This is a genomic window from Acidiluteibacter ferrifornacis (assembly GCF_009909615.1).
GTDB lineage: Bacteria > Bacteroidota > Bacteroidia > Flavobacteriales_E > Vicingaceae > Acidiluteibacter > Acidiluteibacter ferrifornacis.
Genome location: NZ_WWNE01000004.1, coordinates 225,619 through 243,376 on the forward strand (window position 1 = coordinate 225,619; position 17,758 = coordinate 243,376).

The following is a 17,758-nucleotide window of genomic DNA, read 5'->3' on the forward strand; positions in this document are numbered from 1 at the left end:
ACCGTTCAAAAAGACTATTTCATAATTTTTTTAAGAATTCGCTCATTTCCATTGGTCAATTCTAATAAATAAACGCCTTCAGGTAATTCAGTGGTGTTTATCTGAATATTGCCATTGCTGTTAATTTGATCAACTGCAGTTGGTTGTCCCAATAAATTATACAATTTAACATCTAGCTTTCCACTATAGGAACTGTTAATATTCAATTGATTATTTACAGGATTTGGGAAAATACTGATGGATTGCTCCCATGTAATTTCTCCTAAAGAAGTAACCACATTTGCGGTAATTGGAACTGAGATTGATCCTTGAGAGCCTGGAAGCCCTGTATTGAATGATAGAGTTTCTGACAAGGTCCCAAAAGTGTTGGCTGAAAGCTTAATTGGAAACACAAAGGCTTCACCTACATTTAACGTGGCTGATGCACCAATAGCAGGAGAGAAACTTAAATCAGTGGTATTAGACAATGTGATGTTAGTTAAATTCAGAGCAGTATTTCCGGTGTTTACAATGATATAGTTGAAAAGTGTATCCGAATTTACAGTTCCAAAACTAATAGTAGGTTGAGTAATGTCTATACTTTTAATTGTTGGAGCGGATGAGGTGGTTACAAAATTGGTGATTCGGTCAGCGAATTGAGGGTAATCAATAAATGGGTTTCTATTGCCTTGAACCGCAAAAATATCGTCATTTCTTCTTTGCTCAATCGCATCTGGAGCGAAAGTAGCATGCCATTGTTTTAAAATGTTTTCTTGAGAGGTGAAATGATTCCCATAATTCTGATACCTTAATACAAAATACATTAAAGCTCTAGCTGTAGTTCCCTTTTGGGCATCTCGAGGCTCAAACATGGAGCTATTGTAAAAAGATCCTCCTCCTGTTGCAGTACCATTAGAAACAACTCCAAATGGATTGTTTCCTCTATTACTATTGGATGTGTTTGTAGTTGGAAATAGATGGAACAAGTCGCTTTTCATTGGTTCTGCCGAGCTAAATGTACTTTGCGGATAGGTATGCTCAGTGTTGAACTGTGGTGAACCGTTTTGCGCGGCAGATCGGCTGCTATAACCTGTAATTTTTGTTCCGGTATATACACATTCTAAGGTGTTTACAGTCGCATTTTGTCCATTCGTTTTTTCGTTGTCAATGGTCATAAACATGGCATCTCTTGCCGAATTATATCCCAAAGAGATGTATCCTTGACCCAACCGAGTATTTAAAGCCGTTTTCAATGCCTCTTCTGAAGTGTTCTCTGTCGAAGAATAATAGGTTTTAGAATACGTTCCTTGACCCATTAAGTCCACTCTTGTATAACCGCTATTAGCAGTATGCTTTATAATCATCTCTGAGTTGTGCATGATGTTATGTTGGGGACTAAACTTCACCCAAACCGTTTTGTTTCCATTTGCAGCAATGGTAAAGTTGCTTTCATTCACAGAAAACGGAGTGGTGTTATAGGTGTTGTAAAATTTGATCTGATTAACGGTTATCGGAGTGGCAGAAGTATTAGTAATCGTCAACTGAAGGCTGTCTGGAGTAATTTCATTTACGGTTCCAAAATTTAATTGAGTTTGATCTACTGTCAAAACTTGAGCCGTTGAAAATAAAGGGATACAGATTGCTAGAAGTAATAATTGTTTCATTTTGTTATTTTAATTTACCACAAAAGTAAATATTAATAACTTTACAAAACTTCAAATGCCAAATGACAAGGATTAAGAATACGTTACTATCTACTTTAAGCGGTTTATTATTGGCATTCGCTTGGCCAGAAACTCCAGGTATCACATTCTTAATCTTTTTTGCGCTTGTTCCATTATTAATTGTAGAGCATAATCTTTCTAAAGCGTCTCAAAACAACTCAGTTTCGGTCTTTTTACACAGCTACTTAACTTTTTTTGTTTTCAATCTCATCACTACGTGGTGGATTTATTATGCATCCCTTCCAGGAGCTATAATGGCCATAGTGTTCAATTCATTTTTTATGGCTGCTGTGTTTTTCTTTTTCCATTTGGTGAAAACCAGGGTAGGGAAAAAAGAAGGCTACATAGGATTGGTTATTTTATGGATTGCTTTTGAATATTTACATCTGAACTGGGAGTTGTCATGGTCTTGGTTAACTTTTGGAAATGCTTTTGCAAATACACCTGATTGGATACAATGGTATGAGTATACTGGTCATTTGGGTGGTTCACTATGGATTTTAGTAGTCAATTTAGTCGTGTTCTTTATCTTCAGAAACATTGCCTTACTCAAACAGAATATGATGCAACAAGTGGGCTTAATTGTGTTTTTATTGATGATTCTAGTTGGACCGATGATTTGGTCGCTACAACTATTTGATAAATACGCTGAGTCGGTAGATCCTGTTGAGGTAGTTGTAGTTCAGCCCAATATTGATCCCTACAACGAAAAGTTTGGTGGAATTTCAGAGTCTGAACAAATCGACCGAATTTTTGATTTAGCAGAAAGAGAAGTGGATGAAAATACAGACTATATTGTAGCACCTGAGACCTCTTTTCCTGCCAACTATTGGGAACATGAGTTGGACTTTATTTATGGGACTGAGCGTGCACGAGAAACCATTAAAAAGTTTCCAAGAGTAACATTTGTTGGAGGTTTGTCTACTGCAAAGTTGTATACGGAAGGAGAAGAATATCCCTACACTGCAAGAAGTTTTGGAAAGGATAGTCCTGGTAGATACGATATATACAATGCAGCTCTCCAGATTGATAGTACACCAAATATTCCATTGCATCGGAAATCTAAATTGGTTTTAGGAGTAGAGAAATTACCCTTTAGAAAATACCTTAGCTTTATCGATAAATTTTCTATAAAGCTAGGTGGCGCAACTGGATCTTTAGGCTATCAAGAACATCCAACTAATTTTGAAAGTACGGAACATACAGTTATAGCTCCAGTGATTTGTTATGAATCTGTTTATCCAGAATATGTGGGAGAATACATTAGTCAAGGAGCAGAATTGATTTTTATCATCACCAACGATGGGTGGTGGGACAATACAGCTGGTTATAGACAGCACTTGGCCTATGCTCGAATTTTAGCCATATCCTACAGAAGGAGTATTGCAAGAAGCGCCAATACCGGAATTTCTGCATTTATTAATCAAAAGGGAGAAGTATTTCAAAAGACTGCTTGGTGGGAACAAGCAGTAATTAAGGCGCAGTTGAATAAGAACGATACAATTACAGTTTATGCCGACTATGGAGACATTATTGGTAGGTCAGCTGCTTTTATCGCTCCCTTGTTATTGTTGTTAGCCTTTGTTAGGAAGCTTAGCGCGAAATAAGACTTGAATTAAATAATGATTCCATTGAACTTTCATTAATTTTGCAATGGATTTGAAACGAAGAATATAATTTATAGAACTATAATTTCAATATAAAGAAAATGGAAAAGTACGATGTAGCAATTATTGGATCAGGACCTGGTGGATATGTGTGTGCCATAAGATGCGCTCAACTAGGTATGAAAACAGCACTCATCGAAAAATATGATTCGTTAGGTGGGACTTGCTTAAATGTAGGGTGTATACCGTCTAAGGCTTTATTAGATTCATCTGAGCATTATCATCAAGCTAAACATCAATTTCCTGAGCATGGAATCAACCTGAAAGATTTGAAAGTGGATTTCAAGCAGATGGTAGCTCGGAAGAGAAGTGTAGTTGAGCAAACAGTTGGTGGTATCGACTTTTTAATGAAAAAGAATAAGATTGATGTGTTGCATGGTACAGGTTCTTTGGAAAGCAATACGGTTATCAATATCGAAGGGAAGGATATCAAAAAGATCGAAGCAAAAAAGATTGTAATTGCTACAGGTTCTAAACCTGGTTCTCTTCCTTTCATCGAATTAGATAAAGAAAGAGTGATTACATCTACAGAAGCGTTGGAATTGAAAGAAATTCCTAAAAAGATGATTGTAATCGGTGGTGGAGTAATCGGATTGGAATTGGGTTCTGTTTATGCTCGTTTAGGTACAGAAGTATCCGTTATTGAATACATGGATGGAATAATTCCTACTATGGATAAAACCATGGGTAAGGAATTACAAAAATCGATGAAGAAAATTGGTGTTGAATTCTATTTGAGTCACAAAGTTAAGTCGGTTAAAAACGAAGGGAAATCAGTTACAGTAAAGGCTGACAATAAAAAAGGAGAAGAAGTAACACTTGATGCGGATTATTGCCTAGTATCTGTAGGTAGAATTCCGTATACAAAAGGCTTAGGATTAGAGAAAGCAGGTGTAAAATTAGACGATAGAGGTAGAGTAGAAGTAGACGGACATTTGAAGACCAATGTCGATAATATCTATGCCATTGGAGATGTAGTGAAAGGAGCAATGTTGGCTCACAAGGCTGAAGAAGAAGGAATGTTTGTAGCCGAGCATATGAATGGCGAACATCCTCATATCGATTACAATTTAATTCCGGGAGTAGTTTATACTTGGCCAGAGGTGGCTAGTGTTGGACAAACGGAAGAGCAGTTGAAAGAGAAAAAAGTAGACTACAAAGTAGGTTCATTTCCATTTAAAGCAAGTGGAAGAGCTAGGGCAAGTATGGATATTGATGGTTTGGTGAAAGTTTTGGCAGATAAAACCACTGATGAAATTTTAGGTGTCCATATGATTGGTCCACGAGCTGCAGATATGATTGCTGAGGCTGTTGTAGCCATGGAGTATAGAGCGACAGCTGAAGATATTTCAAGAATGAGTCATGCTCACCCAACTTTTACAGAAGCATTAAAAGAAGCAGCATTAGCAGCAACTGACAACAGAGCAATACATATTTAAGCGAACTATTTTTCTAAAAGAATGTTTGAAAAGCGTTGTGAGTGAAAATTTACAACGCTTTCAATTTTTAAAAATAACAAAATGGATAAGACAGGAGTATTGGTAGTTAATTTGGGAACTCCAGATAGCCCAAAAGTAAAAGATGTTCGACCATATTTAAGTGAGTTTTTGAACGACCCACGGGTGATTGATATCCCATGGTTGGCTCGAAAAATTCTAGTGAACCTTATCATTGTTCCTTTCCGATCGTTTAGCTCCTCCAAAATTTATAAAGAACTGTGGACAGAAAAAGGGTCACCGTTGTTGTATTATGGAGAGGAAGTAAAAAACATGCTTCAGGAGAGGCTAGGAGATCAATTTGGAGTTCATTTAGCTATGCGCTACAAGAATCCGAGTATGGACGATGTGTTAGCTGAAATGCGAATGCAGAATTATACCAAGATAATCGTGTTCCCAATGTTTCCGCACTATGCTTCGGCCAGTACAGGGTCTGCAATAGAAAAGGCAATGAAAATTATGAGCAAATGGTGGGTGATACCCGAAGTTACTTTCATAAGCCAATATTGGGATCATCCGGGGTTTATTAATGCTTGTGTAGAGCGAGCCAAGCAATACGATCTGAATGAATACGAACATTTCTTATTTTCTTATCACGGAGTGCCTGAAAGGCATGTCGATAAAGTATATTTAGATGGCTCTCCTTGTTCAGACCACAATTGTGAAAATGAACTGACAGACACGAATAAATATTGCTATAAAGCGACTTGTTTTGCAACTACACGATTAATTGCGGAGCGTTTAGGTATCCCTGAAGAGAAGTATACAGTAGCTTTCCAATCTCGTTTAGATAATAAGTGGCTAACGCCATTTTCTGATAAAGTAGTGGAAGAAAAGGCAAAGTCAGGTATGAAAAAGATGTTAGCCTTCAGCCCAGCTTTCGTCGCTGATTGCTTAGAAACTACGGTAGAAATAGGAATAGAATATCAAGAAATTTGGGAGGAGCATGGTGGCGAGAAACTACAGCTAGTAGAAAGCTTAAATGCTCACCCTGTATGGGTTGATGCCATAAAAGATATGATTATAGAGCGAGTTTAATACTCGCTTTTTTTTGGATTGATTCTAATGAAGACCTAGTAATTTGTTTGTATTGCACTCGATATTAGAAGGATAGTTGGATTATTAAGAAATTACCTTATCTTTATGAAGTATTGCAAGATGGAACAGCTATTCACAAAGTAAAATTGATCATTCAAAAATGAAAAAGGGATTAACCGTTATTTTTATATTATTTAATTTCCAATTTATTGGAACGAAGGCTGAGCTGTGTGCTCAGCCTTCTTTTGCAATGGACACCACTTTTCAACCATTTTTCAATTTTAATCAAGGCCACGGAAAGGGGTATGTTTCAATGATATGGGAAAACCCCGTAACAGGGACGTTGCATGTAGCAGGCAGTTTTAGAAAGTTTTTAGGCAACGACCCCTTCTATTCTTTAATGAGTATGCACAGAGATGGAAGTCGAAATTTTGGCTTTCAGGGGTTTAATGTTCAGAATCATTCGTTCTTTTATCCGATAAACGACAGTGTTTTTATATCAAGTTCGAGTGGGTTTTATTTTCCCATGGATATAGACGGAAATCCTGTGTGGCAAAATTGGTTGCAAATGTATCAACAAACGGTGAGTTGCTCACGTGCTTACTGGCCCTACTTTTTTCCGAATGGCTCTTCTTTAATGACCAACAGTTGGAATGGAAACCCCAACCGATGTTTAATTAGTAACCCTCCCAACACTTATCTTGGACAATCCATAGTAAAGGTAGATTCTTTAGGGTATTATGATTCCACTTTTCAGCACACCACTGATGGCACCGTTTCCGGGTTTTGGCCTTACGACAGTACCCGAATTTTGGTGTTTGGTTTGCCAAGACTTTTTACGCAGTACGATGGACATATCGTTAATGGATTGTGCCGCATTTATTTGGATGGCACATTAGATACTACCTTCCACAGTCCTATTATTCCCGGTAACGGAGGGTTTCGGCCTAATTTGGTAGAGGAAGACGGCAAATTCTTCATTATCGGAAATTTTCAGGTGTATAATCACCCTAGTGAATGGTTTTCTATGCTGAAACTCAATGCCGATGGAAGCCTGGATACCACCTTTAATAATATGGGAAGACCAATAGATTCAGCCTCAAATGGATCACAAATAGGAAGTGTGGTCAAAACTCCTGACAATGGGTATTTAGTTGGAGGTGTTTTTAATCAAGTACAAGGATATGTTAAGAATGCAATTGTGAAGTTGGATTCCAATGGCAACATAGAGCCGCAGTATTTTACCTCAAGAGGTCCTGACACCACCATCCTTTTTCAATTTCAAGGAGGTATTTCTAATATTGTTGAATCAAAATTTGGAGGGTATTATGTAATGGGCGATTGGACCCATTGGGACGGAGTGCCTACCCAACCCATTATTCGCATTCATGAAATGCAAACCGTTGGTTTGAAGAAGAACGAGCAAGAGTCAGTATTACTAAAAGTGTATCCTAATCCTGTGCAAGAGCAGTTGTATTTGGAGTTTTTGCCCAATGCACGCATTACTTCTATTTTATTTTACGATTTACAAGGTAAAGTGGTTCAATCGTTTCATCAAAAGGTGAATTCGATTTCTGTCAATGGCTTAAAAAACGGCATTTACTTTCTGAAAGTGATTTCAGAGCATGGGGTGAGTACGGAGAAAGTGGTGGTAGGGAAGTAATGTAAATTGTGGTTTTGTCCTACATTTCGACTCCGCTCAATGTGACAAAACTTTAATAAATTTTACTTCGGCAAATCTCAGTGTGAACTCTCTGCTCCATGTGACAAAAACGTCTATGCGAAAACACATGTTCATTTTTTAATCATGGTTAATTGGTGTGATTGGCCTTGAGTGATTCTCGAGATTTTCGAAGTAGAGCCTTAGTAAATTCGTCTAGCTCCGAAGCCCTTTACTTCGGCAAGGCTCAGTATAAACTTAAAAAGCTCAGGACAAAAAACGAGTGACTTATTAAAATAAATTGGTCAAAGCCTTGAATTTTTCGCCTGAGGCGAGACAGGTTGATTCATTTTGGACCCTGTCCGTCCCAGTTCACACGGCGGGAAACCAAAAGAACGAAAATTACCTTATCTTTATGAAGTATTGCAAGATGGAACAGTTATCCACCAAGGGAAACTAATCATGCAATACCTCTCCTTCCGGACGAGTATGCTTCCATCGTTTGTGGCTCCACAACCAATAGGCTGGTTCTTTGATGATTTCCGCTTCTAGCAATCTAGTATGTGCTTTTGTAATCTCACCATATTCCATCATGCTGGCATCGTCACAAATGGTTTGATAAGAAATTTTATAATGACCTCTTTTTAGTCGATAGATATGTCCGTATACCACCGCGCAATTGTGAGTTACTGCAAATTTTTCAGCCCCAAACTGTACCCCTGTTTCTTGATTTAAAAAGGTCATCCAATAAGCTCGTTGCGTTTTTCTAGGTGATTGGTCAGAGCCGAAAATTACCATTTTATTACCGTCGTTATCCTTGTTCATCAATACTTTAACTTCGTTGCTGGGCAACAAATTTAAGCCAAATCGAGATCGACTTGCTTTTACTTTTTTGTCGAAAAACTTATTCAAAAGAGGGGTGAAAAGGGCTATGGGTTTAATATTAATAGTGGGCCCAACGGCAATAGCAAACAATTCCCAATTCCCGTAATGACCTCCAATAAGAACAACATCTTTACCTTGTTTGCCAAAATTGTTAATAATCTCAACATGTTCAGAACCCATTCTTTTTTGTGCTTCTTTGGAGGAAATGCTAAATCCTTTAATGCTTTCTAAAATCAAATCGCAGAAGTGACGATAAAACTTAAACATAATGGCTTTTACTTCTTTAGGACTCTTTTCGGGAAATGATCTTTGAATATTTCCAAAAACTACTTTTTTGCGATAGCCTACAACAAAGTAAATGATAACGAACACCAAGTCCGATATTCGGTAGATTACCCAGAAAGGCAATAAGGAAATGGGCTTAATGATTAGATAATATAAAAGTCTACTTAGCATTGACCTGTTGTTAATTGATTCTCGCGACAAAACTAAACTAAAATGATTATTCGGCACTCATTCACTTTCAATTTTATAAGCCATTAAGCCGTAGAATTGATTTATTTTAAACTATTTCATCTATTTTGTTGTTCTTCTCGCTTAATATCGCCTTAAATTTGTTGCATGTATCAGTGTTACCAAAATAGCTCGCTTTCTGCAATTACATTTGATCAATTAATTGGCATTGCAGATCAATTTGATGTATCGTTGGTTTTTAATTCAAATGATTACCCTGATAAGTATGGAAAGTTTGAGTGGGTTGCAGCTTATGGCGTAGAAAAGGAGTTGGAAGCCAATGAATCGTCATTTGAGAAGCTAGCCGTATTTATAAATGAGAATAGCTGGGTTTTTGGTGGACTTTCTTATGATTTAAAAAATCAGTTGGAAAATTTAAGTTCGAGGCACCCAAACCCTATTGGTTTTCCTGAACTGTACTTTTTTACACCTCGATATATTCTCCTTAAAGAAAGGGATACTCAAAAGGTGAAGTTATGGTCTAGTTCTAAAATGAGTAAAAAGCAGTTGGATGAATTGTTGAGTTGTTCACTCATTGAAAATCAATCAGTAAGTCAAGCTGTAAACTTAAGGCCTCGTATAGAAAAATCTGCTTACTTAGACAAAATAAAAGCATTACAACGTCATATACAATTAGGGAATATCTACGAAGTCAATTTTTGTCAAGAATTTTATGACGATGAAGCTTTAATTGAGCCCTCACAAGTAATGCGGACATTGAACAGTCAATCTCCTATGCCCTTTGCGACTTTTTTTAAATGGAATTCTGTTTACTTAATGGGAGCAACTCCAGAGCGATTCCTATGCAAACGAGGAGAAAAAATTATTGCTCAACCCATAAAAGGTACGGCTAGAAGAGGGAAAACAGAAGTAGAAGATATTCAGATTAAATCCAATTTAAAGACAGACCTGAAAGAACAGAATGAGAATGTAATGATTGTAGACTTAATGCGTAATGATCTTTCTAAAATTGCAAAAAGGGGCAGTGTGGAGGTGGAAGAGTTATTTGGGATTTATACTTTCCCTCAGGTTCATCAAATGATTAGCACAGTTGTCGCTGATGTCAGTATTGATTATTCCTCCTTAGAGGTCATTCAGGCCGCTTTTCCGATGGGTTCTATGACAGGAGCCCCCAAGGTTAGAGCGATGGAATTAATTGATGAACTGGAGGAGTCTAGGCGAGGATGGTATTCAGGATCGGTAGGGTATTTTTCTCCTGAAGGAGATTTCGATTTCAATGTGATAATTCGTAGTTTGCAGTATAATGCTTCAACTCACTATTTATCACTAACAGTTGGAGGGGCCATAACCGCCAAAGCCGATGCAGATAAAGAATATCAGGAATGCTTGCTAAAAGCTAAAGCCGTATTCAATGTTTTAAAACAAGATTAACATGTTAGACAGACTGAAAGGTTATATTGAGGAGAAGAATCTTTTTAACCACTCCGAAAAATTACTCATTGCAGTAAGTGGTGGAGTAGATTCTATGGTGCTATTGGATTTAATGAGGCAATTAAACTATTCCATCCATGTAGCCCATTGTAATTTTAATCTACGTGCTCGAGAAAGTGATTTAGACGAAGAATTTGTAAAAGAGTATTGTGAGACACATCAGATCCCATTTTTTGTAACTTCTTTTGAAACTAAAGAAATAGCAGCAGAAAGAAAGATTTCTATTCAGATGGCTGCAAGAGAGTTGCGATATGAGTGGTTTGCGGAATTACAAAAAGAGCATGGTTTAGATCGATTGATAACTGCCCACCATTTGAATGATCAGGTGGAAACTTTTTTTATTCATCTAATTAGAGGAAGTGGATTGAGGGGATTAAGTGGCATTCCCATCAAAACGGAGTGGATCGCTCGACCCTTGAGTTTTAGTACAAAAGCAGAAGTTCGGGAGTATGCAGCCCAGAAGAATATCAAGTTTAGAGAAGATGCATCTAATCAGGATGATAAATATTTAAGAAATAAGATTCGATTGGATATTATCCCTGAATTGGAAGAATTGAATCCTACTTTTATACAAAATGCACAAAAGAGCATGAGCTTGATTCAGGAATCTCTGAGTTTGTTGGATGCAGAAGTAAAGCGGTTTACGGCGATCGGAGTGGAGGTAAAGGGTAACGAAAGTAAGATTGATTGGAAAAAGTTGCAGCAGTCTATTTCACCTCAATTACTAGCATTTGAATTGCTCAAGCCTTTTGGTTTTAATGGTGCTCAGATAGAATCCATCATTAATTCGCCTGAAATAACTACAGGAAGCATTTTAGAGTCAGAAACACACACCCTTTTGGTCAATCGTCAAGAGTTAGTGATTGCACCTAAAAGCGATCGGTCGGTAGCGCGAGAAACCATTCAATCTTTAATATTTGAAAATCGATGGCTGAAAGGAGAAGTTATTGCTCGGGAAGAATTAAATTCTTTTCCTGATGGGAAAAATACAGCTGTTTTCGATGCCGATAAAATAGCGTTGCCTGTTGTGCTCGATGGTTGGAAGAAAGGAGATGCTTTTCAGCCCTTTGGAATGAAAACGTTTAAAAAGCTGAGTGATTTTTTTATCGATGAGAAATTATCGCTATTTCAAAAAGAGAAAGTTCAAATATTAAGGTCCGTTGATGCTATCATTTGGGTGGTTGGACATCGAGTAGATAATCGATTTAAAGTAGAAGAGAACACAGAGCGAGTTTGGAGGGTGAACGTAAAATGAATATCCAACAAACCATAAAAGCCGAAAAGTGGTATTTTATTTTTGGTGGGATTTTTATCGCCTGCTTGGTAAGTGGTAATCTAATTTTCCAGAAGTTTTTTTCTTGGGATTTTTTCAATACATACACCTTTGAATTGTCGGTTGGTATTTTACCTTATCCACTGACTTTCTTGATTACTGATTTGATATCAGAAATTTATGGGCGAAAGCGTGCCAATTTTGTAGTGGTTTCTGGCTTGGTTGCTACAGTTTTTATTTTCTTGTTAGTGCTTATTGCTGATGCCGTACCTGCTACTTCTTGGTCTCCTGTGGATAATGCTACTTTTTCCAAAGTTTTTGGGTTGACAGGAGCAGCCGTGAGTGCTTCTATGATTGCATACCTATTGGCACAGTTCATCGACATTAGAGTGTATCATTTTTGGAAAAAGAAAACCAATGGAAAGCACCTTTGGCTGCGGAATAATTTCAGCACCATTACTTCTCAGTTAGTGGATACGGCTAGTGTATTGGCGCTACTTTGTTTGTTTGGGTCCATCGAGTGGATCCGATTTGGAGATTTATTGATCAATGGATTTTTATACAAGGTATTGATTGCTTTATTCGATACACCACTGTTGTATTTATCGGTTTATCTATTCCGGAAGAAATTTGGCTTAAAAGCAAATGAAGAAATCGGATTTGCCGATGAAATGTAAAGTCTTATTGTTTTTTGAGCATAAAAAAAGCCCTTGCTAGAAAAACTAACAAGGGCCTTTGTACTTTAATGCAAGCTAATTTTACTCAGCTAACACAATTATTTTATCGTGTTTTACCTCTAAAACTCCACCATCTACTTCAAAAAATAGTTCTTCTTTGGAATTAACTTCCAATACTTTAATACTACCTTTTTTTAGTACAGCTACCATAGGAGCGTGACGATGTAAAATCCCAAAAGAACCATCAGTACCTGGAAATGAGGCGGAAGTGATGTCTCCTTTATAGACTTGTTTATCTGGTGTTACTATTTCTAATTGCATAATTTTTAGTTATAACGATCGTCGAAACAAAAATAATTATTTGCTCTCAGCAAGGATTTTTTCTCCTGCTTCAATTGCTTCTTCGATGGTTCCTTTTAAGTTAAATGCTGATTCAGGATACTGGTCAACTTTACCATCTAAGATCATATTAAATCCTTTGATAGTGTCATTAATATCAACCAATACACCTTTTAAACCTGTAAATTGCTCTGCTACGTGGAATGGCTGAGATAAGAAACGCTGTACACGTCTTGCTCTAGAAACAACCAATTTGTCCTCTTCAGACAATTCGTCCATACCAAGGATAGCAATAATGTCTTGCAATTCTTTGTATCGTTGTAGGATTTCTTTTACTCTTTGAGCTGTATCGTAGTGCTCTTTTCCAACAATTTCAGGAGTTAAAATTCTTGAAGTAGAATCCAAAGGATCCACCGCTGGATAAATACCTAATTCAGCAATTTTTCTTGACAATACTGTAGTTGCATCCAAGTGAGCAAACGTAGTTGCAGGAGCAGGGTCAGTTAAATCATCCGCAGGAACGTATACCGCTTGTACAGAGGTAATAGATCCTGATTTTGTAGAAGTAATACGCTCTTGCATCACACCCATCTCAGTTGCTAATGTAGGTTGGTAACCTACCGCAGAAGGCATACGACCTAATAAAGCTGATACTTCAGAACCTGCTTGTGTAAATCTAAAAATATTATCGATAAAGAAAAGGATGTCTTTTCCAGCTTCTCCTTCTTCTTTGTTTCCATCTCTGTAGTATTCAGCCAATGTTAATCCTGAAAGTGCTACTCTAGCTCTTGCACCAGGAGGCTCATTCATCTGACCAAATACGAAAGTTGCTTTCGAATCTTTCATCAATTCTTTATCAACTTTAGATAAATCCCATCCACCTTCTTCCATAGAATGCATAAAGGCGTCACCATACTTGATAATTCCTGACTCCAACATTTCACGCAACAAGTCATTTCCTTCACGAGTTCTTTCACCAACACCAGCAAATACTGACAAACCACCGTGTCCTTTTGCAATGTTGTTAATCAACTCCTGAATCAATACCGTTTTACCAACACCAGCACCACCGAACAAACCAATTTTACCACCTTTTGCATAAGGCTCAATAAGGTCAATTACTTTGATTCCTGTAAATAAAACTTCAGTTGCTGTAGATAAATCTTCGAACTTTGGAGGATTTCGGTGAATACCTAATCCGTTACTTTTGTCAAGGTTACCCAATCCATCAATGGCATCTCCAACTACGTTGAAAAGACGTCCTTTGATTTCATCCCCGATTGGCATTTTGATTGCTGCTCCAGTTGCAGTTACTACCGCACCTCTTTGCAAACCTTCAGTAGAATCCATGGAAACGGCTCTCACCACTCCTTCACCAATGTGAGTTTGAACTTCTAAAATAACTTTCTCGCCATTAGTTTTAGTTACTTCCATAGCATCTAAAATGTTAGGAAGCACGCTTCCTTCGCCATCAAAGCTAACATCTACTACTGGTCCAATAATCTTAACGATTTTTCCGCTGTTCTGAGACATTTCTTAAAATTTGGTTATTTAAAAATGTAAAATTTCTTCCTTGAAATTTAGGCTGCAAAAGTAAAATAAATTGACAAGTTTAGGAAGCATTGTTGATATTTTTATTTTGCTAATTTTGAGTTTCATAATTGAAACCAAATTTTACACAAACCAGAGGAGAGGAGTGAAGGTATATCAAGGGATAGAAAATTTCAAGCCAGTTCAATACCCCGTAGTGACTACGGGAACTTTTGATGGGGTGCATTTAGGACACTTAACCATTATTAATCGCCTGAAAGAAATTGCTAGAAAGGAAAATGGTGAAACGGTGTTATTAACATTTTTCCCGCATCCAAGGATGGTTTTGCAAGAAGATAATGACTTAAAATTGATCAATACACTTCAAGAAAAGATCGATTTGCTCGAAAAAGCTGGTGTTGACCATTTAATTATCCAACCATTTACTAAGGCTTTTTCTAGAATGACTTCATTAGAGTTTGTGCGAGATTTAATCGTCAATAAAATTGGAACAAAGAAGCTGGTAATCGGTTACGATCACCATTTTGGAAGAAACCGAGAAGGATCTTTCGAGCATTTAATGGAATTTGGTCCATTGTATGGTTTCGAAGTGGAAGAGATTCCGGCTCAAGACATTGACGATGTAAATGTAAGTTCTACGAAAATTCGGAGAGCGTTGGAAAATGGCGATTTAAAAACAGCAAACGAATACCTAAGCCACCCCTTTTCACTAAGTGGAGTGGTGGTGGATGGAGAAAAGTTAGGTCGGAAGTTAGGTTATCCCACAGCAAACATCAAAATTGAAGAATCGTTTAAATTGATTCCAGCAAATGGAATTTATGCTGCCCGAATAATAACCGCTCTAGGAACTTATAAAGGGATGCTCAATATCGGGGTTCGTCCTACCATTGAAAATGCAGACGGAAGCAGAACTATAGAAGTCAATATTTTTGATTTCAATGAAGAGATTTATGGTGAAACCATCACTATTCAGCTAATAGAGCGAATTAGAGAAGAGAAAAAATTCAACTCTTTGGATGAGTTAATTGAGAATATGGGAAAGGATAAAGTGAATACCCTTAAAATACTACAATGAAAAAGTGGGGGCTAATCTTCTTTTTTATTTATTCTACTGTTGTGTTGGCTCAAAGTGGTGTTTATAATTCAGAAGTGGATCGCTTTACGACTTATTCCTCCTTATCCTCAGCATTAAGTAATCCAATGGCAGTTGTTCGATTGGATTTAAGTCGATCTAAATTAAAGGAAGTGCCATCTGATTTAGCACAATTCAAAAATCTAAAATACCTCGACCTTTCGGGAAATAAGTTGGAAGAAATTCCTGATTTTGTTTTTGAATTGCCTTTCCTATTAGAATTAGATGTTTCTCAGAACAAGCTGATTGATTTGCCATTTTCTGTTGAAAAAGCTAGCAACTTAAAAGTGTTGAAGGCCGGGAATAATCCATTGCAAAGTATACCATACACCATAAAAGGTGCAGAAAACTTAGTTCAGTTGGACTTGATTCATACAGAGATTCGAATTTTTCCTTCGGAGTTGAAGGAGTTGAAAAATTTGCAGTTGTTAGAGTTGAGAGGTATCAAAATTGAAGACGAACAAAAGAAATTGATTGAAGAATACCTTCCCAATTCTAAAATCTATTTTACAAACGGGTGTAATTGCGGACCGTTTTAGGTTTAAGTTGCTTATAACGTACAATATGTAGTTATTTGTTTACGTTCTCATGAAAATTTATAACCAACCTATGAAACACCTGATATTCACAATGACCTCAATGCTTTTTAGCATTGGGGTTTTTTCACAGCAGTTTGATTTTTATTTGAATAATTCTTCAGAACAAAACCTGGTGGATGTATTTGAGAATGCCAATAGTTATGATTTTGTTGGTCGTCAACGAGTAAATAATTTAGAGGTTCCCTATCGACTAAAGATTTCTAAAACGGGAGTGTTTATCTCAGATAGTTTATATTCTAGTAATTTAAATTCAATGTTTACCGGAATTATTAATTGGAAGGATTATGAATTGGTAACTCAAGCAGGGGTGAGGAAAGGAGATTCTTCTTGTGTTATATTGGTGGATAGCTTGGGTTACAATAGAATTATACAATTGAAAGATGGAGATAAACAATTCTTTGCAGAGCATTTTAGGCAATTGGATGATTCCATTTTTGTTGCATTGGGATATTTTTATGATAGTACACCATTTCCAAATGCGGGATTATGGGTGGTGAATATGCTCGATACATCAATGAATAAGTTTGTCAATTTATCAGATCCACAAAGTCCTGGTTATGAAAATGTCTTTGACATCATTCAACTCAACAATAAATACATAGTTACTGCAATTGGTACTTATGCGGGACCCCCTGTTTCTTGGGGTAGTTCTGCAGAAATAATACAATTAGATCACAATTTTCAAGTGGATACTGCTTTTGATATTTCACATTCACATTATACTCCTGGCTATCGGATGTTTTCATTTAATGCTTCCTTAGCTAAAATCGACGAAGAAAAATTCATGGTTGCTTCAAGAGCAGGAAACCCCAGAGGTACTTCAATGCAAAATGCAGAAGATTTAGCTGTAATTTTAATGGATACCAATTACAATGAGCTATCCCTAAATTTTTATGGCTTACCTGATTCTAACGCGGTAGAAGCAAATCGTAATTTATCCAGGTATGATACCCTTCCTTATGTATTTGTTGGCGGAACAGAAAATTTTGTAGTTACATTCGGAGGATATGGACAAGATACTACCTTATTTATGCTGACTAAGGCTGATTTAATGGGCAATGAAATTTGGACCCGTTATTACAGTAACAATACTTATTTGTTTATGTATAAAGTGTTGGCCACTTCTGATGGCGGAGCCATTATGTTCGGTTCTTCTTATGATCCTGCCGGGCCTGATGGTTTTGAGCAAGATGTTTGGATAGTTAAAGTAGACAGCAATGGTAACTATCAAACAACAGGAATTGCTGATCAACAAATTCCATCAACTGATTTTGTATTTTATCCCAATCCTGTTGGCGGTGAGGTGCACTTTCGTCAAGTTAATCAGTTGAGAAACTACAATCTGGAGTTGTTTGATATCTCAGGAAAGAAAGTGCTAGAGAGGAAGTTGTTTTCAAGTGATGAAACCATTAATACCGCTAATCTTAGTTCAGGAACCTTTATCTATCATTTAACCGATCAAAAAGGCAATTACGCAAGTGGGAAGTTGATTAAGAAGTGATGAATCTAATAGGTAGATTGTTATAAATCATGTGCGACCCCGACGGGGTCGGAATTAATTCATTAATCCATGTTATTAATGATGTGTGAACCCTACAGGTTCATTGTGTGGTGACTGAATCAAATTTAGAATGTATTATTTCTTCCATCTCTCACCCTGTATGGGTGAGAGATTATTAGCAGAGAGTAATGTAAAACAAATCGACCCCGTAGGTGGTCGAACAATCAAGCAAACAAAAAAACGCCAGAAGATTTCTCCTCTGGCGTTTTTAG

The 17,758-nt window shown here is 37.0% G+C and carries 14 protein-coding genes; 10 read left to right on the plus strand and 4 right to left on the minus strand.

The window, feature by feature from the left end:
• Positions 1 to 14: 14 nt before the first annotated feature.
• Positions 15 to 1,643, minus strand: a complete 1,629-nt coding sequence (locus GQN54_RS03995) for an endonuclease (RefSeq protein ID WP_160632219.1) — start codon at positions 1,641 to 1,643, stop codon at positions 15 to 17.
• A 62-nt stretch (positions 1,644 to 1,705) separates the two neighbouring features.
• Between GQN54_RS03995 and lnt the strand changes: the two genes are divergently transcribed.
• From lnt to GQN54_RS04015, 4 genes are all read left to right on the plus strand, one after another.
• Complete coding sequence (lnt, locus tag GQN54_RS04000; protein WP_160632220.1) at positions 1,706 to 3,310, plus strand: apolipoprotein N-acyltransferase; 1,605 nt, start codon at positions 1,706 to 1,708, stop codon at positions 3,308 to 3,310.
• A 101-nt stretch (positions 3,311 to 3,411) separates the two neighbouring features.
• A complete protein-coding gene (gene lpdA, locus GQN54_RS04005; RefSeq protein WP_160632221.1) occupies positions 3,412 to 4,809 on the plus strand; it encodes a dihydrolipoyl dehydrogenase in 1,398 nt (465 codons plus the stop codon).
• A gap of 81 nt (positions 4,810 to 4,890) precedes the next feature.
• Positions 4,891 to 5,904 (plus strand): ferrochelatase, encoded by a 1,014-nt coding sequence (gene hemH / locus GQN54_RS04010; protein ID WP_160632222.1) that lies wholly within the window; start codon positions 4,891 to 4,893, stop codon positions 5,902 to 5,904.
• 160 nt (positions 5,905 to 6,064) lie between these two features.
• Positions 6,065 to 7,567 (plus strand): T9SS type A sorting domain-containing protein, encoded by a 1,503-nt coding sequence (locus tag GQN54_RS04015; protein ID WP_160632223.1) that lies wholly within the window; start codon positions 6,065 to 6,067, stop codon positions 7,565 to 7,567.
• 453 nt (positions 7,568 to 8,020) lie between these two features.
• Here the strand turns inward: GQN54_RS04015 and GQN54_RS04020 are convergent, their stop codons facing one another.
• Positions 8,021 to 8,905: a lysophospholipid acyltransferase family protein gene (locus GQN54_RS04020; RefSeq protein WP_160632224.1), complete on the minus strand. Its 885-nt coding sequence runs from the start codon at positions 8,903 to 8,905 to the stop codon at positions 8,021 to 8,023.
• 165 nt (positions 8,906 to 9,070) lie between these two features.
• Between GQN54_RS04020 and GQN54_RS04025 the strand changes: the two genes are divergently transcribed.
• From GQN54_RS04025 to GQN54_RS04035, 3 genes are read left to right on the plus strand one after another with little or no spacing between them, the layout of a single operon-like run.
• On the plus strand, positions 9,071 to 10,354 hold the full coding sequence (locus GQN54_RS04025) for an anthranilate synthase component I family protein (RefSeq protein ID WP_160632225.1): 1,284 nt from the start codon (positions 9,071 to 9,073) through the stop codon (positions 10,352 to 10,354).
• Between the two features lies 1 nt (position 10,355).
• On the plus strand, positions 10,356 to 11,669 hold the full coding sequence (tilS, locus tag GQN54_RS04030) for a tRNA lysidine(34) synthetase TilS (RefSeq protein WP_160632226.1): 1,314 nt from the start codon (positions 10,356 to 10,358) through the stop codon (positions 11,667 to 11,669).
• Complete coding sequence (locus tag GQN54_RS04035; protein ID WP_160632227.1) at positions 11,666 to 12,364, plus strand: queuosine precursor transporter; 699 nt, start codon at positions 11,666 to 11,668, stop codon at positions 12,362 to 12,364. Before tilS ends, GQN54_RS04035 begins: the two co-directional genes overlap by 4 nt.
• Before the next feature lie 81 nt (positions 12,365 to 12,445).
• Here GQN54_RS04035 and atpC read toward each other — a convergent pair whose 3' ends face one another.
• Positions 12,446 to 12,685 (minus strand): ATP synthase F1 subunit epsilon, encoded by a 240-nt coding sequence (atpC, locus tag GQN54_RS04040; RefSeq protein ID WP_160632228.1) that lies wholly within the window; start codon positions 12,683 to 12,685, stop codon positions 12,446 to 12,448.
• Positions 12,686 to 12,721: 36 nt separating this feature from the next.
• On the minus strand, positions 12,722 to 14,236 hold the full coding sequence (gene atpD / locus GQN54_RS04045; RefSeq protein ID WP_160632229.1) for a F0F1 ATP synthase subunit beta: 1,515 nt from the start codon (positions 14,234 to 14,236) through the stop codon (positions 12,722 to 12,724).
• A gap of 163 nt (positions 14,237 to 14,399) precedes the next feature.
• On the opposite strand from atpD, the gene GQN54_RS04050 reads away from it, so the two are divergent.
• From GQN54_RS04050 to GQN54_RS04060, 3 genes are all read left to right on the plus strand, one after another.
• Positions 14,400 to 15,329 carry a bifunctional riboflavin kinase/FAD synthetase gene (locus tag GQN54_RS04050; RefSeq protein WP_160632230.1) on the plus strand — a complete coding sequence of 310 codons (930 nt, stop codon included), beginning with the start codon at positions 14,400 to 14,402 and terminating at the stop codon, positions 15,327 to 15,329.
• A complete protein-coding gene (locus GQN54_RS04055; protein ID WP_160632231.1) occupies positions 15,326 to 15,925 on the plus strand; it encodes a leucine-rich repeat domain-containing protein in 600 nt (199 codons plus the stop codon). Before GQN54_RS04050 ends, GQN54_RS04055 begins: the two co-directional genes overlap by 4 nt.
• Before the next feature lie 70 nt (positions 15,926 to 15,995).
• Entirely contained in the window at positions 15,996 to 17,486 is a 1,491-nt protein-coding gene (locus GQN54_RS04060; protein ID WP_160632232.1) for a T9SS type A sorting domain-containing protein, read from the plus strand.
• The last annotated feature ends 272 nt before the right edge of the window (positions 17,487 to 17,758 follow it).

Bases quoted from the DNA above. Each gene is read 5' to 3' on its own strand.
- GQN54_RS04060 (WP_160632232.1), top strand. From the start codon at position 15,996: ATGAAACACCTGATATTCACAATGACCTCAATGCTTTTTAGCATTGGG.
- atpD (WP_160632229.1), bottom strand. From the start codon at position 14,236: ATGTCTCAGAACAGCGGAAAAATCGTTAAGATTATTGGACCAGTAGTA.
- GQN54_RS04015 (WP_160632223.1), top strand. From the start codon at position 6,065: ATGAAAAAGGGATTAACCGTTATTTTTATATTATTTAATTTCCAATTT.
- GQN54_RS03995 (WP_160632219.1), bottom strand. From the start codon at position 1,643: ATGAAACAATTATTACTTCTAGCAATCTGTATCCCTTTATTTTCAACG.
- GQN54_RS04025 (WP_160632225.1), top strand. From the start codon at position 9,071: ATGTATCAGTGTTACCAAAATAGCTCGCTTTCTGCAATTACATTTGAT.
- GQN54_RS04035 (WP_160632227.1), top strand. From the start codon at position 11,666: ATGAATATCCAACAAACCATAAAAGCCGAAAAGTGGTATTTTATTTTT.
- tilS (WP_160632226.1), top strand. From the start codon at position 10,356: ATGTTAGACAGACTGAAAGGTTATATTGAGGAGAAGAATCTTTTTAAC.
- GQN54_RS04020 (WP_160632224.1), bottom strand. From the start codon at position 8,905: ATGCTAAGTAGACTTTTATATTATCTAATCATTAAGCCCATTTCCTTA.
- atpC (WP_160632228.1), bottom strand. From the start codon at position 12,685: ATGCAATTAGAAATAGTAACACCAGATAAACAAGTCTATAAAGGAGAC.
- hemH (WP_160632222.1), top strand. From the start codon at position 4,891: ATGGATAAGACAGGAGTATTGGTAGTTAATTTGGGAACTCCAGATAGC.
- GQN54_RS04055 (WP_160632231.1), top strand. From the start codon at position 15,326: ATGAAAAAGTGGGGGCTAATCTTCTTTTTTATTTATTCTACTGTTGTG.
- lnt (WP_160632220.1), top strand. From the start codon at position 1,706: ATGACAAGGATTAAGAATACGTTACTATCTACTTTAAGCGGTTTATTA.
- lpdA (WP_160632221.1), top strand. From the start codon at position 3,412: ATGGAAAAGTACGATGTAGCAATTATTGGATCAGGACCTGGTGGATAT.